At 50.9% G+C, this 22,463-nt stretch carries 14 protein-coding genes; 10 read left to right on the plus strand and 4 right to left on the minus strand.

The window, feature by feature from the left end; translation table 11 throughout:
• Positions 1–16 precede the first annotated feature (16 nt).
• The gene (locus tag C7B65_RS09475; protein WP_073071052.1) at positions 17–1,363 is read left to right on the plus strand and encodes a sensor histidine kinase; all 1,347 of its coding nucleotides are present in this window, start codon (positions 17–19) and stop codon (positions 1,361–1,363) included.
• A 10-nt stretch (positions 1,364–1,373) separates the two neighbouring features.
• Here the strand turns inward: C7B65_RS09475 and dusB are convergent, their stop codons facing one another.
• Both dusB and C7B65_RS09485 read right to left on the minus strand, forming a co-directional pair.
• A complete protein-coding gene (gene dusB, locus C7B65_RS09480) occupies positions 1,374–2,432 on the minus strand; it encodes a tRNA dihydrouridine synthase DusB (protein ID WP_073071053.1) in 1,059 nt (352 codons plus the stop codon).
• A gap of 48 nt (positions 2,433–2,480) precedes the next feature.
• Positions 2,481–3,038 carry a putative antibiotic biosynthesis monooxygenase gene (locus C7B65_RS09485; RefSeq protein WP_223257352.1) on the minus strand — a complete coding sequence of 186 codons (558 nt, stop codon included), beginning with the start codon at positions 3,036–3,038 and terminating at the stop codon, positions 2,481–2,483.
• A 713-nt stretch (positions 3,039–3,751) separates the two neighbouring features.
• Here C7B65_RS09485 and C7B65_RS09490 point away from each other — a divergent pair.
• The 3 genes from C7B65_RS09490 to hetR all read left to right on the plus strand — a co-directional run bounded on the left by C7B65_RS09490 (position 3,752) and on the right by hetR (position 7,156).
• Positions 3,752–5,575 carry an FAD-dependent oxidoreductase gene (locus tag C7B65_RS09490; protein ID WP_244913188.1) on the plus strand — a complete coding sequence of 608 codons (1,824 nt, stop codon included), beginning with the start codon at positions 3,752–3,754 and terminating at the stop codon, positions 5,573–5,575.
• 132 nt (positions 5,576–5,707) lie between these two features.
• The gene (locus C7B65_RS09495; RefSeq protein ID WP_073071059.1) at positions 5,708–5,923 is read left to right on the plus strand and encodes a hypothetical protein; all 216 of its coding nucleotides are present in this window, start codon (positions 5,708–5,710) and stop codon (positions 5,921–5,923) included.
• A 336-nt stretch (positions 5,924–6,259) separates the two neighbouring features.
• Entirely contained in the window at positions 6,260–7,156 is an 897-nt protein-coding gene (gene hetR / locus C7B65_RS09500) for a heterocyst differentiation master regulator HetR (protein WP_073071060.1), read from the plus strand.
• Positions 7,157–7,162: 6 nt separating this feature from the next.
• Here hetR and gltD read toward each other — a convergent pair whose 3' ends face one another.
• Positions 7,163–8,647, minus strand: coding sequence for a glutamate synthase small subunit (gltD, locus tag C7B65_RS09505; RefSeq protein WP_073071062.1), 1,485 nt, complete (start codon positions 8,645–8,647; stop codon positions 7,163–7,165).
• A 71-nt stretch (positions 8,648–8,718) separates the two neighbouring features.
• Positions 8,719–13,308 carry a glutamate synthase large subunit gene (gltB, locus tag C7B65_RS09510; protein WP_073071217.1) on the minus strand — a complete coding sequence of 1,530 codons (4,590 nt, stop codon included), beginning with the start codon at positions 13,306–13,308 and terminating at the stop codon, positions 8,719–8,721.
• A gap of 373 nt (positions 13,309–13,681) precedes the next feature.
• Between gltB and hflX the strand changes: the two genes are divergently transcribed.
• The 6 genes from hflX (at position 13,682) to grxC (ending at position 22,443) form a co-directional block, all read left to right on the plus strand.
• Entirely contained in the window at positions 13,682–15,379 is a 1,698-nt protein-coding gene (gene hflX, locus C7B65_RS09515; protein WP_244913189.1) for a GTPase HflX, read from the plus strand.
• Between the two features lie 240 nt (positions 15,380–15,619).
• Positions 15,620–18,850, plus strand: a complete 3,231-nt coding sequence (gene carB, locus C7B65_RS09520; RefSeq protein ID WP_073071063.1) for a carbamoyl-phosphate synthase large subunit — start codon at positions 15,620–15,622, stop codon at positions 18,848–18,850.
• A gap of 703 nt (positions 18,851–19,553) precedes the next feature.
• On the plus strand, positions 19,554–20,510 hold the full coding sequence (locus tag C7B65_RS09525; protein WP_073071065.1) for an RNA polymerase sigma factor, RpoD/SigA family: 957 nt from the start codon (positions 19,554–19,556) through the stop codon (positions 20,508–20,510).
• 113 nt (positions 20,511–20,623) lie between these two features.
• Entirely contained in the window at positions 20,624–20,962 is a 339-nt protein-coding gene (locus tag C7B65_RS09530) for a DUF760 domain-containing protein (protein WP_073071066.1), read from the plus strand.
• Between the two features lie 50 nt (positions 20,963–21,012).
• Positions 21,013–22,152 (plus strand): A/G-specific adenine glycosylase, encoded by a 1,140-nt coding sequence (gene mutY, locus C7B65_RS09535; RefSeq protein ID WP_317615811.1) that lies wholly within the window; start codon positions 21,013–21,015, stop codon positions 22,150–22,152.
• Positions 22,153–22,179: 27 nt separating this feature from the next.
• The gene (gene grxC / locus C7B65_RS09540) at positions 22,180–22,443 is read left to right on the plus strand and encodes a glutaredoxin 3 (RefSeq protein WP_073071068.1); all 264 of its coding nucleotides are present in this window, start codon (positions 22,180–22,182) and stop codon (positions 22,441–22,443) included.
• The last annotated feature ends 20 nt before the right edge of the window (positions 22,444–22,463 follow it).

Below are 22,463 nucleotides of genomic sequence, written 5' to 3' on the forward strand. Positions count from 1 at the left end.
CCCCTTGATTAGTCTTATGTTTCAGGTGACTCGTCGTCGTCTTGCGATCTGGTATACTACCGTTACGGCAGTGTTGCTGCTAGTGTTTGCAAGTGGATTTTATTTGTATGTCCGCAGCACGTTAATTGAACGCATTGATGACACGCTTAACCATGTGGTCGAAGTGGTGCAGCGATCGTTGGTAATCGAGCCAATTAATCAAGGCGGAGACGTGCGCGTTAATGTCGAGTCGAGCTTTCGAGATAATGCCATTTCGGTTGAAGATGATCACATTGATCTAGAGTGGTTTAGCCCTCAAGGTGAAATCGTGTGGTCAACATTTGCCGACCCGATCGCAGTTCCGCTCCACTTCAATATCAATGGCGAAACGGTGCATTTATCGGCAGATCATTTGCTGCGACAAGTAACGCAACGAGTGCAAGTCGGGCGACAGGTGTTAGGCTATTTGCGCGTTAGCCATCCCTGGTTTGAAGTGACAAAGCCCACTCGCGAGTTATTTCTAGATTTAATAGCTGGAACAACGGTGATGGTCGCGATCGTCGCCGCGATCGGATGGTTGTTATCCGGTCTGGCGATGCAGCCGATTCGAGAATCTTATCAGCGATTAAAGCAGTTTACCGCCGACGCGTCTCATGAGTTGCGGAACCCGATCGCAATCATTCAAACTAATGTGCAGGTTGCGCTTTCAGATCCAGAATCAGATCCACAAATGCAACGCTATCACTTACAGGTAGTTGAACGGCTAACTCGTCGTTTAGGAAGACTGGTCGATGATTTATTGTTTCTCGCACGACAAGATAGCAGCACGGCACAACCCAGACGCGTTTTAGTCAACCTGGATGATTTGCTGACTGAAGTGTTAGAAGAACAGCAGACGATCGCCGTAGAAAAAGGAATTTCGTTAAGTCTCAATTGCAGTGCAGCATCAGAGGAACTCGCTGCAAGTCAATCAATTATTTTGAAATCACTCCCTCGTGTTGAAAATTTGCTCTCGCTGCAATGCGATCGCGATCAAATTTCTCGATTATTCACCAACTTAATCAGCAACGCTCTACAGTACACACCTGCGAATGGAAAGGTAACGATAGATTTACAGCAACTTAAACGCACGAGTGGATCTTCTCTGCAAGTTAAAGTGACGGACACCGGAATTGGGATTCCAGAAGAGGCATTGCCGCAATTGTTCGATCGCTTCTATCGCGTCGATCCTGCCCGAACTAAAGCAACCGGGGGATCGGGGTTAGGTTTAGCGATCGCGCAAGCCATTATCGAAAATCATCACGGACAAATTCAAATCGAAAGTAAATTCGGTAAAGGAACTACGGTTACAGTGACGCTACCACAGCAGGAAACTGCAAGCTAGTTGACACAAATTAAGCTTCAACTAATTGGGCTTCGGCTTCTTCGGTTTCTTGCCAACCAGAATGGGTCAAACGCTCGATCGCCCGATCAATAATCTCTAATCCCTGACCCACATTTTCAATTAGACTGAGTTTTCCGCGCAGATCTGCGGCACCATCAAACCCTTTTGCATACCACGTCATGTGTTTGCGGGCTTGTCTGACTCCGCGATCGCCTTTGTATTCCCACAGCATTTGTAGATGTTCACGGGCGCATTCCAAACGCTCGATCGGAGTGGGTTTTAGTTTCTCGATTCCTGTCTTCAAAAAGTGATCAACTTCGCCTACTAAGAATGGATAGCCCAGCGTTCCGCGAGAACACATCACACCATCGGCTCCGGTTTGCTCCAGGCATTTAACGGCTGCCTCGACTGAGAACATATCGCCATTGGCAATCACCGGAATCGAGAGAATTTCTTTCACGCGCCCAATCCATTCCCATTTGGCGGCTCCGTTATAGCCTTGCGATCGCGTCCGTCCGTGAACAGTGATCATTTGTGCCCCCGCATCTTGCATCCGCTTGGCAAAATCGAGGATGTTAATTTCTTGGTCTGTCCAGCCGATGCGAGTTTTAACCGTCACCGGAACGTTTACCGCTTTGACTACGGCGCGCACGATCGCTTCTGCCGTTTCGGGGTCTCGCAGCAGAGAAGAGCCGCCTCCGTTTTTGGTGATCTTGTTCACCGGACAGCCCATATTGATATCGACCGTATCAGCTCCTTCTGCGACTGCCATTTGTGCGGCTTCTGCCAAAAAGTCGGGGCGACAGTCAAAAAGCTGAATGCTAATCGGACGCTCGTTGGGGTCTACCTCCATGATGATCGGCAGTTCTTTCACGTAGTGCAACCCTGTAGCGTTGACCATCTCGGTATACATCATTGAATCGGGCGCATAGCGACGCACCAGGCGACGAAACACGAGATCTGTTACGCCAGAAAGGGGCGACTGCAAGACGCGGCTTTTGACCTCTAAGTGACCAATCTTGAGAGGTGCAGATAGTCTAGCTTTTAGGGTCGGAGACAGAGAAACCATAATTCACGAAAGTAGCGATCGATCTCCAGGATAAAGGATTTGTGCGAATCACTTCCTTGCTTGAGGATAAAGCCATCGATAAAAGACGCGAGTTAATCGAGGCATGACGAAGTAGGTGAGTAACACTACCGAAAGGCTGATCAGTACCAATGATTGCAACCAGATCGGTAAACTGACGAGAAAGCCTGAGAAAAAATACCCCACGATCAGAGAGACGAGGTAGACAGCGATCGAGGTCAAAATCGCCATCTTATAGCGGGCCGGAGGTGCTTGAGTGGGTCTTCCTGGCAGGGTAAACCAGGCTTCTAACCCTTGTAAAACCTGCACTTTTTCAGATCCTTGAATCAGAGGTTTTGCTCGATCGAGCCAATATTTGCGAACGTCGGATTCGATCCAGGTTTTGAGGTTTTGATAGTGGTCAAATCTTAGAATGATCACATATTCAGGATAAGTGTGATCATGCGGTCGAATAATGTTGACTCCTGCGTGCCCTTCAAATTGATGAGCGGCGACTGTAATATCTTTTTGCCATTGTTCGTAAGCCTCCTCGTATCCAGGTTTCACGACTTGAGAAATGATGGCGGTGACAGGCAAATTCTCGTCCATAACGCAGAGCATCTCACGGCTTAACGCGGGCGATCGCTAAAACTTTATCCATAATTCATATTCTCATAGAATAGTCGCGGACTTGAGCGATTCAACATTTTGGCTCTACCCGATGCTGTTCCCAACTAGTGGCTGCACCCTCCGACTACAGTGCATCTGCCCGATGAATCGACTCGATCAGTTCCTCAACCTCTTCATCATTAGCCCAACGTGGTAAGCCCCGCGATCTACCTGTACTCAGGTGATCGTCGGGATATAAGACGGCGCGACGGAGGTACGGAGTCCAGCATTTTCTGGTAAACGTAGCGCGGAAGCCTGATATAGTACAGATGGTCGTTGACCCGCCTAGACTCTCGAACAGACAGGACACGTAGCAGTAATATGCTTGCCACGGAAAGAAAGTAGCTGGGGAAGGAACAGATCTGGCTGGTGGGCTATTGCCATAAATCCATGATGTGTTGTGCAAAAAGTTATCAACCTTGGGACACAGGGTTGCCGCCTGGGTAACGTGAGCGCACAGCCCTGAAGGAGGGTTTCCCTCCGTAGGGGACTGTGAAAGAAGCGTTGCGAGAGTCAGTGGAGTGCTTTGCATTTCAAAACCTCTGGAGTCAATGTCAGACCAAAGCTAGACATCTAGTAGAGGCAGTTGCCGACGAAACAGGAAGCCCGTGCTGTATGCGTAGCATCAGCGTCGGGTATGTCACCTTCTTGTGGTGGGTATTCGTTCGATGCAAATTCTCAAGACTGATGTGCTCGTGGTGGGTGGCGGCACTGGAGGAACGGCGGCGGCACTTCAGGCAGCTCGACGCGGAGCCAATACGATTTTAGTCAGTGAGTTTTCTGGCTTAGGCGGAATGCTCACTAGCGCTGGAGTGACCGCCCCAGATGGCAACGAGTTAGCTGCCTTTCAAACTGGGATTTGGGGCGCATTCTTACAAGCGTTGCAGCAGCGTCAGCCAGAGGGGTTAGACAACGCCTGGGTGAGTTTTTTCACTTACGATCCGCGCGTCGGGGCAGATATTTTTGCCGATTGGGTTGCCCAACTTCCAAATCTGACTTGGCTTCAAGAGCAAACGCCATTAGAGGTTTTGCAGGAAGACGATCGCGTCATCGGCGTTCGATTCGCAGAGTTCACGATCTTCGCCAACATTACCCTCGACGGCACTGAGCTTGGCGATTTGCTGGCACTCGGAGACATTCCGCATCGCTGGGGCTGGGAGTTGCAGTCTGAGTGGGGAGAACCCAGTGCGCCGATCGCTGCCAATACGCTCACCAAAACTTACCCTGTTCAAGCTCCGACATGGGTTGTTGTGCTTCAAGACTTTGGTGAAACAGGATTGGCTCCAAAAATTCCGGCACCGCCTCGCTACAATCCAGCAAAATTTACCCCAGCTTGGGCAGATTACGGAGCCGAGAAGTTTTTGAACTATGGACGCTTGCCCGGAAACCGTTTTATGATCAATTGGCCGATCGCAGGTAATGATTATGGAGAAGGCGTTGAGCGACTGATCGGGTCAGCGGCAGAGCGATCGCAGTTCCTTCAAGAAGCGCTCTGGCACACTCAAGGCTTTGCCCACTTCATCCAAGCCCAGCTAGGAGGACGTTTTGGTCTAGCAGAGGAAATTTTTCCAGTTTCGATTCAAACTTCTCTGGGAGGCGGTGCCTATGCCCTTCACCCTTATTATCGAGAGAGCCGAAGACTTAAAGGGTTAGTCACGGTTCGAGAGCAAGATTTATTACCCAACGGACAAGTCGCCCCGCTACCGATCAGAATCACGGCTCAAGGGTGCGAGACTGCTGAGAATATTTGCCAGTCGATCGCCATCGGCAACTACGCCAACGATCATCACTATCCCAGTGGCGACATTTCGTTAAAGCCTAAATCAATGCGTTGGGGCGGACGTTGGACAGGCACACCCTTCACGATTCCCTATGGCTCTCTGGTGCCAGAAATCACCGAGGGATTTTTAGTGTGCGAGAAGAATATTTCGGTGTCTCATCTCGCGAATGGAGCGACTCGCCTCCAACCCCTGGTTTTGGGAATTGGACAAGCCGCAGGAATGGCAGCCGCCTTGTGTATTGAACAAAATTGTCAGCCGAGAGAGTTGTCGGTACGATCGTTGCAAAATGCCCTTTTAGAGGATGCGATCGCACCTGCCGCCATCATTCCGCTTTTAAATCTGGCTCCCAATCATTCTGACTGGCTCTACTGGCAACACTATTATCTAGATGCTCCAGAGGCTTATCCCCATAGCGGGTGTTGCCCCATGCGTACTCCGTTGTTGGACATGCCTCCTGCCAAATTCAACATCTCTGGCATTTTTTATCGGCACGGTGAGCAAGACTATACGATCGTCCTTGAAACCCCCCACGACCCAAATCAAGTCAAAAAAACCTGGGCACTCGTAACCCTGACTCCAGAAATTGATCAGCAGCTAAAGCAGTATGAATGCGAAAATAACATCTTTATACTTGGTAAAAAAAATTACAGTGGAGGGTGGATTTTAGTAGAGTCAATCTTTTCCGTTCTGGCGTAGATAGCGATTAAGGCTCCTTTTCTAAAACCTCATACGTAGGATTACTGAACTTAAAAAATTACATCAGTTCATCCTGATCTACTAATAGACGGTCTGTATCTGTGAATAGATACATCAGAACAGACCCAACCTATGCATGTTCAAACTTCTGTCACTCTAATCAGTTTGCTTCTCGGTTCAATAGCCGCAGGTCTGCACCAAGTCGAGTTTTTGCCTGGGTTGAAGCAGGATTCTCCTATCTCTTTGTTGACTCACTCAGAGCCACAAACTCAATATCTTGCCCATCGGGGAAGTGGGCGGATTGAAGGTCGTTTCCATCCTCCGTTCAATACTCAAAACTTAGTTTAATTCACGGCTCACGCCCGATCGTTTCCTGCTCTCTAAGATTTCTCGATACGACTTGCTAAAAATGGAAGCTCCTACATTAGAGATTGCTTCCATTTTTGTTTTCAAGTGTTGATGACTAATTTTTTAAACTGGCGTGGGAATAGTTAGGAGAGAATACTTAATAACATCGATTAGAGATAAAATAATTAACAATTACTCAGACGAGTTGGCATTGTCGTCTCTAAACCCGCTCTGATGAATCAACTGACCCTAGAAATTAAGCCATCTGCGATCGCTAGAGTCTCCGTAAGTTCACAGAAGTTTGATGTATTAGCTCTTCTATAAATTCTTCCTGATATGACCAACGACCTCGATCTGATCAAGCTCCTCAGCCCTAGTGCAATGGATCAGATCATGCTTTATCTCGCCTTCAGCGCCATGCGAACGAGTGGGCACCGACACGGAGCTTTTTTAGATGCAGCCGCAACCGCCGCAAAATGTGCCATCTACACCACCTACTTAGAGCAAGACGGCAACCTGCGAATGACTGGGCATTTGCACCATCTTGAGCCAAAGCGAGTTAAAGCGATCGTTGAAGAAGTCAGGCAGGCACTCACCGAAGGAAAGCTGCTGAAAATGCTGGGTTCTCAAGAACCTCGCTATCTGATTCAATTCCCTTATATCTGGTTAGAACAATATCCTTGGCAACCGGGGCGATCGCGCGTTCTGGGCACCAGCCTCACCTCTGAAGAAAAGAGTCACATTGAGCAAAAGCTTCCGCCCAACCTGCCCGATGCTCAACTGATCAACTCATTTCAATTTCTCGATTTGGTCGAGTTTCTGCATGGGCGCTCTCAAGAAGATTTGCCTCAAGAGCAGCAAATGCCCCTGAGTGAAGCCCTGGCAGAGCATATCAAGCGTCGTCTGATTTATTCGGGCACTGTTACGCGCATCGATTCACCTTGGGGGCTGCCGTTTTATGCCCTGACTCGCGCTTCCTATTCACCTGACGACCAGGAAGAACGGGCCTATGTCATGGTCGAAGATACGGCTCGATTTTTCCGACTCATGAAAGATTGGGCAGATCGCCAAAATCAGGTGATGCGAGTTTTAGAAGAATTGGATATTCCAGCAGAGCGGGTCGATCGGGCCCTCGAAGAACTGGATGAAGTGATCCGCGAATGGGCAGACCGCTACCACAAAGATGGGGGTCTGCCCTTTGTGGTGCAAATGGTTGTAGGGTCTAACGAGTGACTGACTTTAGGGCAAGTCAGTGCTGCCCATGAGATAGCGATCGCACTCACGAGCCGCACCGCGCCCCTCGTTAAACGCCCAGACGACAAGGCTTTGTCCCCGCCGACAGTCGCCAGCCGCAAACACTCCAGGAATGCTGGTGACGTATTTCTCGTGGTCAGCTTTGACATTGCTGCGGGCATCTCGATCGACCCCTAGCGCATCTAAAAGAGGTTGCTCAGGCCCCAAAAAGCCCATCGCCAACAGGACAAGTTGCGCGGATAAAACTTTCTCAGTGCCAGGAATGTGCTGGGCAATAAACTGTCCTTTCTCATTTTTCTCCCACTGCACCTCGACGGTGTGAACCGCTTTGACCTGCCCGTTTTCGTCACCCTCAAAATGGGTTGCGGTCGTGAGATAGCCGCGTGGATCGTCGCCAAACTTAGCGGCAGCTTCTTCTTGCCCGTAGTCGAGGCGGTAGACTTTGGGCCATTCAGGCCAGGGATTATCGGGCGAACGTTCTTGCGGAGGCTGAGGCAAAATTTCAAGCTGCACGAGGCTCTTGCATCCGTGACGAAGGGATGTGCCTACGCAGTCGGTTCCGGTGTCGCCACCGCCAATGATCACCACATCTTTGTCTTGGGCGGAGATGAAGTTGCCGTTGCTGCTCTGATTCAAAACTGCTTTAGTGTTGGCGGTCAGGAAATCCATTGCGAAGTGGATGCCCTTTAACTCGCGCCCTGCGATCGGTAAATCACGCGGCTTCGTCGCTCCCACACAAAGCACGACAGAATCAAAGTCTTTGAGCAGCGTTTCGACGGGCAAATCTTTGCCGACTTCGGCGTTGCAGATAAACGTGATGCCCTCGTCTTCAAGGACTTTGATGCGGCGCAACACAACTTCTTCTTTCTCAAGCTTCATGTTGGGGATGCCATACATCAGCAGTCCGCCGGGACGATCGGCGCGTTCATAAACTGTGACCCAGTGCCCCGACTTGTTGAGTTGTGCAGCCGCAGAAAGTCCGGCAGGCCCAGAGCCGATAATGGCGACTTTTTTGCCCGTGCGTTTGGTGGGCGGTTCGGGCTTGATCCAGCCTTCGCTCCAGCCTTTATCGACGATCGAGCATTCGATATTCTTAATGGTGACGGGCGGATTGTTGATGCCCAAAACGCAGGAGCCTTCGCAGGGTGCAGGACAGACGCGACCCGTAAACTCAGGAAAATTATTGGTTTTGTGGAGCCGATCGAGCGCTTCGTGCCACAGTCCGCGATAGACCAGATCGTTGAATTCGGGAATCAGATTATTGACGGGGCAGCCGCTTGCCATGCCGCTAATCAACGTGCCGCTATGACAAAACGGGATGCCACAATCCATGCAGCGTGCGCCTTGAGTGCGGAGTTTGTCTTCGGGCATGTGCTGGTGAATTTCGTTCCAGTCTTGAATGCGATCAAGGGGCGATCGATCAGAGGGCAACTCGCGGAGAAATTCGATAAAGCCTGTTGGTTTTCCCATGATGGTGTCTTAAAAGTGGCGATGATTATAGGAGGTAGGGGCAGTAGTTGCCCCAGAAATGATCGTGAAGGTTAGCTGCCACCAATCCGGGCGACATCGCGGGCGTTTTCTTCAAAGGCGGCGGTGAGTGCGTCATCACCACTCAAGCCAGCGGCGATCGCGGCAGAAATCGCTTGCAAAACTCGCTTATAGTCTTTGGGCATCACCTTGACAAACTTCGGCAGCATTTCTTCCCAGCGATCGAGAACTTTGGCTGCTTTTTGGCTCTGGGTATAGTCGGCATGTTGCTGGATCATCTGCCGAAGATCGGCGATTTCTTCAGCATCTTCTAGGGTTTCGAGTCCGACCATTTGCGGGTTGCAGCGCGTCGCGAAGTCGCCCTGCTCGTCGAGAACGTAGGCAACACCACCGCTCATGCCTGCCGCAAAGTTACGTCCGGTTTTGCCCAAAATGACAACTTTGCCGCCCGTCATATATTCGCAGCCGTGATCGCCAACGCCTTCGACGATCGTGTTCACGCCAGAGTTACGCACCCCAAAGCGCTCACCGACCATGCCTCGAATGTACACTTCGCCAGAGGTCGCCCCATAGAGCGCAACGTTTCCAGCGATCACGTTCTCTTCGGCAGCGAAGGTAGACTTTGCTGAAGGATAGAGAATAATTTTGCCGCCGCTCAAGCCTTTGCCGAGATAGTCATTGGCATCGCCTTCGAGTTTGAGCGTCACACCTTTGGGTACAAATGCGCCAAAGCTCTGACCCGCACTGCCCTGGAAGTGTAGCTGGATCGTGTCTTCGGGTAAGCCGTGCCAGTGGCGTTTGGTAATTTCGTTGCCAAGAATGGTGCCAACCGCGCGATTGACATTCTTGATCGGCAAAGTAGCTGAGACGGATTCGCCAGTCTCGATCGCGCCTTTACACAAATCGAGCAGCGTCGTGATATCCAGGGATTTGTCGAGTCCGTGATCTTGCGGAATCTGGCAATAGCGACCCACGTCTGCCCCCACTTCTGGCTGGTAGAGGATTTTTGAGAAATCAAGTCCTTTTGCCTTCCAGTGTTCGACGGCTTGTTTGGGTTCGAGAACGTCGGTGCGTCCGACCATTTCGTCGATCGTGCGGAAGCCCAACTTTGCCATCAGTTCGCGAACTTCTTGAGCGATGAACGTCATGAAGTTGACGGTGTGTGCGGGATCGCCTGTGAAGTTTTTACGCAGGAGCGGATCTTGGGTCGCGACTCCGACCGGACAGGTGTTGAGGTGACACACGCGCATCATGATGCAGCCCAGCGTCACGAGTGGAGCCGTCGCGAATCCAAATTCCTCAGCACCGAGCAGAGCGGCGATCACCACATCGCGTCCGGTTTTCATCTGTCCATCGGTTTCGACGACGATGCGACTGCGGAGGTTATTGAGGACAAGCGTTTGATGAGTTTCCGCAAGTCCGAGTTCCCACGGCAACCCAGCGTGTTTGATCGAGGTTTGCGGCGATGCGCCTGTGCCACCGTCGAAGCCAGAAATCAGCACGACATCAGCGTGGGCTTTGGCGACCCCAGCAGCGATCGTGCCCACTCCCACTTCTGACACCAGCTTGACGCTGATCCGTGCGGCTCGGTTGGCGTTTTTCAAATCATGGATCAACTCGGCGAGGTCTTCGATCGAGTAAATATCGTGGTGCGGCGGTGGTGAAATCAGCCCGACTCCGGGAGTAGAGTGACGCACTTTGGCAATCCAGGGATAGACTTTTTTGCCCGGAAGTTGTCCGCCTTCGCCAGGTTTCGCGCCCTGTGCCATCTTGATTTGCAGTTCTCGCGCTTGAGACAGATAGAGACTGGTGACTCCAAAACGACCGGATGCGACTTGTTTAATCGCGCTGTTTTTCGAGTCGCCGCGATCGTTGGTCCAGGTGTAGCGATCGGGGTCTTCGCCGCCTTCGCCCGTGTTGGATTTGCCGCCGATGCGGTTCATGGCGATCGCTAATGATTCGTGTGCTTCTTGAGAAATCGATCCGTAGCTCATCGCGCCCGTTTTGAAGCGCTTGGTGATGGTTTCGAGCGACTCGACTTCCTCGATCGGAATCGATTCGCGCTGCTTAAATTTCAGCAGTCCGCGCAAGGTGTAGTGCTTTTGACCTTGCTCATTCACCAAAGCAGCATATTGCTTGTAAACCTCATAGCTGCCGCCGCGAACTGCTTTTTGCAAGGTGTGAATCGTTTCGGGGCTGAAGAGATGCGCCTCTCCTTCTTTGCGCCATTGATATTCGCCGCCCACATCCAACGTGTGACCGTTGACCTCGCGATCGGGAAACGCATGGCTGTGGCGCAAAATCGCTTCTTTGGCAATGACTTCGAGATCTGCGCCTTCGATGCGCGAAGCCGTCCAGGTGAAATATTTGTCAACGATCGACTGGTTTAACCCGATCGCTTCAAAGATTTGGGCACCTCGATAGCTCTGAATGGTCGAAATTCCGATTTTGGAGGCGACTTTGGTGACTCCCTTGGTGGCAGCTTTGACGTAATTCTTACAAGCAGTTTTGTAATCGACGTTGACCAGCAGACCTTGGTGAATCATGTCAGCCATCGACTCAAACGCGAGATAGGGATTGATTGCCCCGCAGCCATAGCCAATCAGCATCGCGTAATGATGCACTTCACGGGGTTCGCCCGATTCGAGAGCGAGTCCGACCCGTGTGCGAGTGCCTTCCCGAATTAAGTGGTGATGCAGTCCCGCAACTGCAAGCAACGCCGGGATCGGGGCGTTGGTTGGATTTACGCCGCGATCGGAGAGAATCAGAATATTCACGCCCGCCGCGATCGCTTGATTTGCCTGGACACAAATCTGCTCCATCGCCCGTTCAAGCCCTTTTGTGCCGTCTTGGGGATCGAAGACGATCGGCAGCGTGACTGACTTGAACTCGCCTTCATTAATGTGCTTAAGTTTTGCCAATTCTTCATTACTGAGAATCGGCGTTTTGAGTTCGATCAAATGACAGCTTTCTGGCTCTGGCTTGAGGAGATTTCGCTCCGATCCGATCGTCGTTTCTGCTGAAGTAATAATCTCTTCGCGAATAGAGTCGATCGGCGGATTTGTGACCTGAGCAAATAGCTGCTGGAAATAGTCGTAGAGCAGTTTAGGTCGGTCAGACAACACAGAGAGCGGCGTGTCAGCGCCCATTGCCCCGATCGCTTCTACACCGTCTCGCGCCATCGGAGTCAACAGCAGCCGCAAATCCTCGAAGCTATAGCCAAAAGCAGTCTGACGCTGAATAATCGGCGTAAACGCTTCGTCTGTCTCCAGCGGTGCGTCTTTCAGCGTGGCGAGTTCGACCATGTGCTGGTTGATCCACTCGCGATAGGGATGCTCGGTGGCGATTTTGGTTTTGATCTCATCATCGGCAACGATGCGCCCTTCTTCCATGTTGACGAGAAACATCCGACCCGGTTCTAGACGACCTTTTAAAGCGACACGCTCAGGCTCGATCGGCAACACGCCCGCTTCAGATGCCATGATTACGAGATCGTCTTTGGTCACGTAATAGCGAGACGGACGCAGACCATTGCGATCGAGCACTGCCCCAACCATAGTGCCATCAGTGAAGGCGATCGAAGCAGGCCCATCCCACGGCTCCATCAAGCAGGAATGATATTCATAAAACGCTTTTTTCTCGTCGCTCATCGACTCGTGCGCCGTCCACGGTTCGGGGATCATCATCATCATTGCGTGGGGCAACGATCGACCCGATAACACCAGCAGTTCTAGCGCGTTGTCAAAGATCGTCGAGTCGCTACCCTCGACGTTGATCACAGGCTGGATTTTCTGCATATCGTCGCCAAACAACTCTGATTCAAACAGCGATTGCCGTGCGTTCATCCAGTTGATGTTGCCACGCATCGTGTTGATCTCGCCGTTGTGCGCGATGTAGCGATAAGGGTGCGATCGCTCCCAGCTTGGAAAGGTATTGGTGCTAAATCGAGAATGCACCATTGCCAGGGCACTTTCGAGATCGGGATCGCTGAGTTCAGGATAATATTGCCCGACCTGCGCGGTCATCAGCATTCCTTTATAAACGATCGTGCGGCACGACAAACTCGACGGATACCAGCATGAATCAATCTGAGTGGCTCGAATCGCTCTATGCGATCGCTTGCGAATCACGTAAAGCTTTCGCTCAAAATCGGTGTCGTTGACCAGTTCCGCAGCGCGTTGAATAAATACTTGCTGCATAAACGGCTCACTCGATTTTGCCGTCTCGCCCAGCGAAGAATTATCTGTCGGCACATCGCGCCAGCCCAGAACTCGCTGACCTTCTTCCGCCACGATTTGCTCAAAAATTTGCCGACTCTGATCGCGAATGGCACGATCGGGCGACGCATAAATCATGCCCACGCCATACTGTCCCGCGTCGGGTAGCGCGATGTTTTCTGTTAGCGCTACTTTTTTGAGGAATTTGTGAGGCACCTGCATCAAAATGCCTGCCCCGTCTCCGGTATTGGTTTCGCATCCACACGCACCGCGATGTTCAAGATTGACAAGCATGGTCAATGCTTGCTCGACGATCGCGTGTGACTTCTTGCCCTTCATGTGCACAATAAACCCGACACCGCAGGCATCATGCTCGAACTGCGGATCATATAACCCCTGTTTTGGCGGCAGTCCGTTACTATTCATTGGGATAAACCTAAAAATGACGAAGTAAAAGTGAGCATCTAGAGCGCGGGATGCGATAACTCCAGACATGGATTTTCTAACGAGAATGGTGGATCGAGGTCAAGTCTTAAGGAAATCGTCAGATCTGACGACTCAAGCCTCGGCTCTTTTCTCGTTAGCTTAAGCAGGGTCATTGAGCCTTGTTAAACTTGAAATCCTTTTGGGCAGAGAGTTTGAGAGAGCAATATTTCTCTTCATTTCTTCAGTAAACGACACAATTTAAAGATCATGTGATTTCTGTAACAAATGCTTACTAAATCATGAGGTCATTAATAAAGCCAATCAAGCACACGGTCAACTGGGGATCTAAAATAGAGAGAGTTGCGTTTGGCGAGTGGCATTTATCGAGACTGTCTACGGAAATCTTCAAGGTTTAAAGTCCAGTCAGCTTAAGCAGTTGCAGCGACTCTATCATCAGCGCTTACCGGGCGATCGCATCACGACTTCAGAGTTTGCCCAGCGACTGGCGGCAATCAGCACAGAGATCGCTCAACCCGTTTGCGCCTATATCAATCGTCGAGGTCAGGTGCTGCGTGTTGGGGTCGGAAACCCGCGCCAAACTCAGATTCCTCCGGCAGAGTTGCCGCGCTATGGGGCAGAACGACTATGCGGCATTCGCTGTGTCGCGACGCAGTTAAAGCAAGATCCTCCGGGCGAGTCGGCACTGACGGCGATGGCGATGCAGCGATTGGATGCGCTTGTGACATTTACCCTGACAGGTGGCGGATTTGAGCGGCGAGGTGGCGGTGCAACAGGCTACATCAAAGGTGGATATTTGGCGCATTTGGTGCCCCACCCAGAAGCCAATTGGACGGTTTCACCCGTTTTGAGCTTGGATGAAATCGCCGAGCAAGATCTAAATGAGTTAGTCGAAGGTCTAGAGGCTGAATTTCGACGTGAATATACTGCTCAACAGGTTGATCGCGATCACGATCAGGTACTAGTAGTTGGGTTGATGACAGACAATCGATCGCAGCAAGCTTTTCGCGATGGGCTGGCAGAATTAGGGCGGCTCGTCGAAACGGCTGGGGGAGAAGTCTTACAAACGTTAAAGCAGAAACGTCCGCGTCCCCATCCTCAAACTGTGGTTGGTGAAGGCAAAGTGCAGGAAATTGCGCTCACAGCACAGACGATCGGGGCAAGTTTGGTGGTGTTCGATCGCGATTTGTCCCCAACCCAAGTCCGCAATTTGGAGGCGTTGATTGGGGTGCGGGTCGTCGATCGCACTGAGGTAATTCTCGACATTTTCGCCCAACGTGCCCAGTCAGGTGCGGGCAAATTGCAGGTCGAACTGGCACAGCTTGAATACCGCCTCCCTCGATTATCCGGTCGGGGACAAGCGATGTCTCGATTAGGCGGTGGGATCGGAACTCGCGGGCCGGGTGAAACTAAGTTAGAAACTGAGCGGCGATCGATTCAGCGCCGGATTACGCGATTGCAGCAAGAAGTGACGCAACTTCAGGCGCACCGGGCGCGAATGCGGCAGCGCCGACAGCACGAAGAAGTGCCCTCGATCGCCGTAGTTGGCTATACCAACGCTGGAAAATCCACGCTGCTGAATGCGCTCACCAATGCCGAAGTCTACACCGCCGATCAGCTATTTGCGACCCTTGATCCGACAACTCGACGACTGAAGGTGATTGATTCGGAAAGTCATGAATCGACTTCGCTGCTGCTGACCGATACGGTGGGGTTTATTCACGAGCTGCCGCCATCGCTGGTTGATGCGTTTCGCGCCACTTTAGAGGAAGTCACCGAAGCCGATGCCCTGCTGCATGTGGTGGATTTGTCGCATCCGGCTTGGCAAAATCAGATCCGATCGGTGATGAAAATTTTGTCAGAAATGCCGATCGCGCCAGGCCCGGTGCTGTTGGTGTTTAACAAAATCGATCAAGTAGACGGCGAAAATCTGAGTTTGGCGCAAGAAGAGTTTCCGCAAGCGGCATTCATTTCTGCCAGCGATCGTCTGGGTTTGGAAACCTTGCGACAACGGCTGTGTCAATTGGTGAGATATGCCGGGGTCGTTCGTTGACAGGTAGGTGTACCCAGCCAGATCTCCGACCTCTTGGGAGAAGTCGGAGATCTTTGTCTTCGTGTCCCAGGTTTGGTACTTAAAACTTAACGCTTCTCATTCCCCGTCTTCTTGTCGCCTCGTCCATTCATTCCTCTCCTTCAAATCAGCAAATCTTCGGAATGGATAAAGCCGTAACAATTCTGTAAATGAAAGCCTCTACAATGAGTTGGATTTAAACTCAACGGCTTTAACTTCACTATGCCTCGTCGCCAAGACCTCCACAAAATTCTGCTCATCGGCTCCGGTCCTATTGTGATTGGGCAAGCCTGCGAATTCGACTATTCCGGTACTCAAGCCTGCAAAGCCTTGCGAGATGAAGGATATGAAGTGGTTCTGGTCAACTCAAACCCAGCGACCATCATGACCGATCCGGAAACCGCCGATCGTACTTACATTGAGCCGCTCACGCCTGAGATAGTCGCTCTGATTATCGAAAAAGAACGCCCCGATGCACTTTTACCCACGATGGGCGGACAAACCGCGCTCAATCTTGCCGTTACACTGGCGAAAAATGGGACGCTTGAGAAATACAACGTTGAACTGATTGGCGCAAAACTTCCGGCGATCGAGATGGCTGAAGATCGCAAGCTATTCAAAGAGGCAATGGGGCGAATCGGAGTCGCCGTGTGTCCGTCTGGTCTGGCAGAAACCCTAGAAGAATCCCGCGAGATTGGGCAGCAGATCGGCAGTTATCCCTTAATTATTCGTCCTGCCTACACGATGGGCGGCACCGGGGGCGGCATTGCCTATAACCAGAAGGAGTTTGAGGAAATCGCCCAGACGGGTTTAGATGCCAGCCCGGTGTCTCAGATTTTGATTGAGAAATCTCTGCTCGGCTGGAAGGAATATGAGCTAGAAGTGATGCGCGACCTCGCCGATAACGTCGTGATCATCTGCTCGATCGAGAACCTTGATCCGATGGGCATCCACACTGGTGACTCGATCACGGTGGCTCCGGCTCAGACGCTGACTGATAAAGAATATCAACGGTTACGAGACGCTTCGATCAAGATCATTCGCGAAATTGGGGTCGAGACAGGCGGATCAAACATCCAGTTTGCGATTAATCCGGTGACGGGTGAGTTAGTCGTGATCGAGATGAATCCGCGGGTGTCGCGCAGTTCGGCGTTGGCATCGAAAGCGACAGGGTTTCCGATCGCCAAGATGGCAGCAAAACTTGCGGTTGGCTACACGCTGGACGAAATTCCTAACGATATTACGAAGAAAACTCCTGCCAGTTTCGAGCCAACGATCGATTATGTCGTCACCAAGATTCCCCGCTTTGCCTTTGAGAAATTTAGCGGCTCGTCTCAGGTTCTAACCACGCAGATGAAGTCAGTGGGCGAGGCAATGGCGATCGGGCGCACCTTCCAAGAGTCTTTTCAAAAGGCACTTCGTTCATTAGAAACCGGACGAGCGGGTTGGGGCTGCGATCGTTCAGAAAAGCTCCCCAGCCTCGAACAAATTCGGGCAGGACTTCGCACTCCAAACCCCGATCGCATCTTCACCGTACGCCACGCGATGCAAATGGGTATGACGGTTGATGAAATTTTTGAGCTAACCAACATCGATCCCTGGTTTTTAGACAAGATGCAAGACTTGCTAGAGACTGAAAAGCTGCTCAAACGCACGACCCTGAAAAGTCTCGACAAAGCCAAGATGTATCACATCAAACGGCAAGGATTTAGCGATCGTCAAATCGCCTTTGCCACCAAAACCCATGAAGATGAAGTGCGGGCTTACCGCAAATCTCTCGGTGTGATCCCCGTCTATAAAACCGTAGACACCTGCGCGGCTGAATTCGAGGCGCTGACTCCTTACTACTACTCCGCCTACGAAGAAGAAACTGAAGTGCTTCCGTCCGATCGGCGCAAAGTCATGATCCTCGGAGGCGGGCCCAACCGCATCGGACAGGGCATCGAGTTTGACTATTGCTGCTGTCACGCTTCTTTCTCGCTCGGTGCCGATGGATTTGAGACGATCATGGTCAACTCCAACCCCGAAACCGTCTCGACCGACTATGACACCAGCGATCGACTCTATTTTGAGCCGCTGACTAAAGAAGATGTCTTAAACATCATCGAAGCTGAGAATCCTGAAGGCGTAATTATCCAATTTGGCGGACAAACCCCACTCAAGCTGGCGGTTCCCCTACAAGAAGCGCTGAAGTCGAACCCACAAACCAAAATTTGGGGCACTTCACCTGACTCGATCGACACTGCCGAAGATCGAGAGCGGTTTGAAAAGATCTTGCGCCAACTCAACATTCAGCAACCTCCTAACGGACTCGCCCGCAACTATGAAACCGCGCGGGAAGTCGCTCAAAAAATCCAATATCCCGTTGTCGTTCGTCCTAGCTATGTGTTGGGCGGTCGAGCGATGGAGATCGTTTATTCGGATGCCGAGCTAGAACACTATATGAGCTATGCCGTGCAGATCGAACCCGACCACCCGATTTTGATCGACCACTTTTTAGAGAACGCGATCGAGGTCGATGTAGACGCGATCGCGGATATGACGGGTCAAGTCGTGATCGGTGGCATCATGGAACACATCGAACAGGCAGGCATTCACTCTGGAGATTCTGCCTGCTCGATTCCTTCCTTTACCTTGTCGGAACCCGTGCTGGATCAGATTCGCACTTGGACGATCGCGCTTGCCAAAGCCCTCAAAGTCATCGGCTTGATGAATATTCAGTTTGCCGTGCAGGGCGATCAGGTGTTTATTCTCGAAGCGAATCCTCGTGCATCGCGCACCGTGCCCTTTGTGTCGAAAGCGATCGGACATCCTCTCGCCCAAATTGCCGCCCGTGTGATGTCTGGCAAAACCCTCAAAGAACTTAACTTCACCGAAGAAATCATTCCCAAACATATTTCTGTCAAAGAAGCCGTTTTTCCTTTCGACAAGTTTCCGGGCACCGACACCATCCTGGGGCCCGAAATGCGATCGACCGGGGAAGTGATGGGCATCGATACCGACTTTGGCAAAGCCTTTGCTAAGGCAGAACTCGCCGCCAGTCAGCGATTACCTCTCAAAGGCACTGTGTTTGTATCGATGAACGATCGTGAAAAAGCGGCGGTCGTTCCAATCGTTAAAGATTTGATGAGTTTGGGCTTTAGCGTCGTTGCCACCGAAGGCACCCGCAAAGTCTTGATTGAGAACGGTTTAGAAGTTGAGTTAGTGCTCAAACTTCACGAGGGCAGACCTCACGTACTTGATTCGATTAAAAATGAGAAAATTCAACTCATTATTAATACCCCGACGGGCAAAGAAGCGTTGACCGACGATCGCCTGATTCGTCGCACCGCTTTGAGCTACAAGATTCCGATCATCACGACTATCGCTGGGGCAAAAGCTACGGCGGCAGCCATTCGGTCGTTACAATCTCAGCCGCTGACGGTGCGATCGCTGCAAGAATATCTTCAATAGCAAAAAATCGGAAACACCGTATCAGAGCGTCTTTGATCATTTGGATCAAAGACGCTCTGACCCCTGTAGAGTTAACTTTAAGTTTCTTCTTTTTCTCTTCCGATTCATTTTGTGTTATGGAAGTTACACTAAAACTACAGGCTTCTACCACTAGGCAGATGTGACTTTCTACCTAATCAGAGTATTTCTATAAGATGCGTCACTCAAACTGAGCAGACCTTTAAACTCGATTAAAATAACGCCAAAAAACTTAATAGCGCATTGAGAACTCACAATCGACTTCTACACCGTTCTGATATCTGTGAGATTCTGTTTCAAAAGATGCATTCATAAAATTGGTTTCTGGGTAGGCTGCCGATACGCTAGAGAGTTTACGCAAACTAGCCACTCTCCCTCTTTGAACCCTTGAAGTAAAGGAATATCTCTCAGGATCTTTACTTTTGTTAACAAACTCAGACATAATCTTAATAAAGCAACACCCCCCATTTACCTCAACCGAGAGGCACTTCATCAGCCCTTGAAAGGGATAAACCTAAACGCTGCTACCTAGAAGAATGAGTTCCTAACTTGCATCTAAATTTGAGGCATCTGACGCTCTGAAATCGCTCAACGACGCTTCTCTGCACCTGCCTGTTAGGGATGCGATCGTTCTCAGACTGCTCACGAATACTTATAATCCGTCATTTCTATCCCATCCAGTGTTATGAAGACAGCCCAGACTCCCACTGACTCCGTTCGTGCTTACCTGCGTGAAATTGGTCGTGTTCCCCTTCTCTCCCACGAGCAGGAGATTCTCTACGGCAAGCAGGTTCAGCGACTCTCGTTGATCAACCATATTAAAGAAGAGATGGCTCTCATGCTGGGTCGCGAACCAAACCTATCGGAATGGTTACAGCAGATCGGGTTGTCTGAAGCCGAAATGCAGCAAACCGTTTCAGAGGGCGAAACTGCTAAACGTCGCATGGTAGAGGCAAATCTGCGGCTCGTCGTCTCTGTTGCCAAAAAATATACCAAGCGCAACGTAGACCTGATGGATCTGATCCAGGAAGGCACGATCGGCATGCAGCGCGGTGTTGAAAAGTTTGATCCCACTAAAGGCTATCGCTTTTCAACCTATGCCTACTGGTGGATTCGTCAGGCGATTACCCGCGCGATCGCCGAAAAAGGTCGCACCATTCGTCTTCCCATTCACATTACCGAAAAGCTCAACAAAATTAAGAAGGCCCAACGAGCGCTGACTCAAAAACTAGGACGGGCTGCTACGGCTGCGGAACTGGCGATCGAACTCGAACTAACTCCTCGACAGGTTCGTGAATATCTAGAGCGGGCCCGCTCTCCGCTCTCTCTCGATTTGCGCGTTGGCGACAATCAAGACACCGAACTGGGCGAACTTCTCGAAGACACCGGGCCGTCTCCAGAAGATTTTGCGGCCCAAACCGCACTCCGCAACGATCTTGAGACTCTGATGGCAGATCTAACCCCGCAGCAGCGAGAAGTGTTGGCGTTGCGTTTTGGTCTAGAAGACGGAAAAGCCCTGACTTTGGCGAAAATTGGCGACCAGCTTAACATCAGCCGTGAGCGAGTCCGTCAAATTGAACGCGAAGCACTCACCAAACTGCGGAAGCGCAAAGGCGATATGGGAGAGTATCTAGCAAGTTAGCCGTAGCATCCCCCCCTGTTTCGGTTCGGTTCCACCTACTTACATTGCCCGTTTCTATTGTTAAAGTAGGTTTAACAAAAGTTGATTCCGTCCTCTGACTGAGGTTGATAAACGTGAACGATACATCCAATCAAGTTCCAGAGTTCATCAAAAGCGGCGAGTCTGGGTTGCTGTGGCAATACGTCCAGTCTCTTAGCCCCGAAACGATCGCTCAACTCTCAAAGCCGTCTTCTGCCGATGTGTTTCAAGTCGTGGAACGCAACATCATTGGCTTACTGGGTGGTCTGCCTTCTGATAATTTCGATGTCACCATTACCACGAGCCGTGAGCATCTAGGTCGGCTCTTGGCATCCGCGATGATGAGCGGTTATTTTCTTCGCAATGCCGAACAGCGCATGACGTTTGAAAAAGCCTTTCAAGTCGCTGAGTCTAACGCGTCTGACGAGCAGTAATTAGTTACGCCTACCCTGACTGCTAACGCCCCCATTTTGTGGTTCTTAATGTGAAATCTCATCAAATAGCGGTAGATCGCCCCGACGATCTGCCGTCTTTTGCTGTTTTGGAGTTACGGGCTGCTTTGCTCACCTGGTATTCTCAATCTGGACGCAATCTACCTTGGCGGCAAACGTGCGATCCCTACGCCATTTGGGTGTCTGAAATCATGCTTCAGCAGACTCAGGTGAAAACGGTAATCCCCTACTTCGATCGCTGGATGTTGCAATTTCCTACCATAGAAGCGATCGCGGCGGCAGATTTACAATCCGTTCTCAAAGCCTGGGAAGGATTGGGGTACTACGCTCGTGCCCGAAATCTGCATCGAGCCGCCCAAGACATTGTGCAGCAGCATGACGGAATTTTTCCCACTGAGTTAGATGCGGTGCTGGCTCTACCTGGAATTGGACGCACTACCGCCGGGGGCATTCTCAGTGCAGCCTTCAATCAGCCTTTAGCAATTCTGGATGGAAACGTTAAGCGAGTCTTGGCGCGGCTGATCGCGTTAGACGTTCCGATCGCTAAAGCTTTGCCGAGACTATGGAAGCTCTCCCAGGATTTAGTCGATCCGAAGCATGGGCGAGATTTTAATCAAGCTTTGATGGATTTGGGCGCGACGGTTTGTACGCCTCACAATCCCGCTTGTTTAGTTTGTCCCTGGCAAAGTCACTGTCAAGCTTACAATTTAGGAACTCAATCTCAGATTCCCATGTCAGAAACTCGTGCCCCTGTGCCTCACAAACAGATCGGTGTTGCTGTGATCTGGAACGATCGGGGGCAGATTTTGATCGATCGCCGTAAACCAGAGGGCTTGCTCGGCGGATTGTGGGAGTTTCCGGGCGGCAAAGTCGAAGCTGGGGAAACGATCGAGGCGTGCATTCAGCGCGAGATTCAAGAAGAGTTGGGCATTACGATCGCAGTCGGTGAGCGGTTAATCGTCGTCAATCATACCTACACTCACTTTCGAGTCACGCTCAACGTCCATCACTGCCGTTATTTGAGTGGAGACCCCCAGACGATCGCCTGTGATGAGATTCGTTGGGTCACGTTGGCAGAGCTTGATCAGTTTCCCTTTCCTAAGGCAAATCTGCAAATTATCGCGGCTTTGCGCCAGGGTGAAGCGCAATCATCCCGCGCTCCACTAAAATGAAGAAATATTGCTAATGCTGAGAAATTTATGGCTGCCAACGTTGAAATTTACATCTGGAGTACTTGTCCCTATTGCATTCGTGCCAAATCTTTGTTAGACCGCAAAGGCGTTGATTACACCGAATATAATCTCGACAGCGACGAACCCGGACGAGCAAAAATGTCTAAGCGGGCAAACGGCAACCGATCGGTGCCTCAAATTTTCATCAACGATCAATACATTGGCGGCTGTGACGATATTCACGCGCTCGATCGTCAGGGAAAACTAGACCCACTGCTGCAATCTAGCTAAAAAGATTTAGATCCGCTCAA

It is taken from the genome of Phormidesmis priestleyi ULC007 (assembly GCF_003003695.1).
Classification (GTDB): Bacteria; Cyanobacteriota; Cyanobacteriia; order Leptolyngbyales; family Leptolyngbyaceae; genus Phormidesmis_A; species Phormidesmis_A priestleyi_A.

Coding starts and splice junctions, on each gene's coding strand:
- C7B65_RS09475 (WP_073071052.1), top strand. CDS start 17: ATGTTTCAGGTGACTCGTCGTCGTCTTGCGATCTGGTATACTACCGTT.
- dusB (WP_073071053.1), bottom strand. CDS start 2,432: ATGGTTTCTCTGTCTCCGACCCTAAAAGCTAGACTATCTGCACCTCTC.
- C7B65_RS09485 (WP_223257352.1), bottom strand. CDS start 3,038: ATGGACGAGAATTTGCCTGTCACCGCCATCATTTCTCAAGTCGTGAAA.
- C7B65_RS09495 (WP_073071059.1), top strand. CDS start 5,708: ATGCATGTTCAAACTTCTGTCACTCTAATCAGTTTGCTTCTCGGTTCA.
- hetR (WP_073071060.1), top strand. CDS start 6,260: ATGACCAACGACCTCGATCTGATCAAGCTCCTCAGCCCTAGTGCAATG.
- gltD (WP_073071062.1), bottom strand. CDS start 8,647: ATGGGAAAACCAACAGGCTTTATCGAATTTCTCCGCGAGTTGCCCTCT.
- gltB (WP_073071217.1), bottom strand. CDS start 13,308: ATGAATAGTAACGGACTGCCGCCAAAACAGGGGTTATATGATCCGCAG.
- carB (WP_073071063.1), top strand. CDS start 15,620: ATGCCTCGTCGCCAAGACCTCCACAAAATTCTGCTCATCGGCTCCGGT.
- C7B65_RS09525 (WP_073071065.1), top strand. CDS start 19,554: ATGAAGACAGCCCAGACTCCCACTGACTCCGTTCGTGCTTACCTGCGT.
- grxC (WP_073071068.1), top strand. CDS start 22,180: ATGGCTGCCAACGTTGAAATTTACATCTGGAGTACTTGTCCCTATTGC.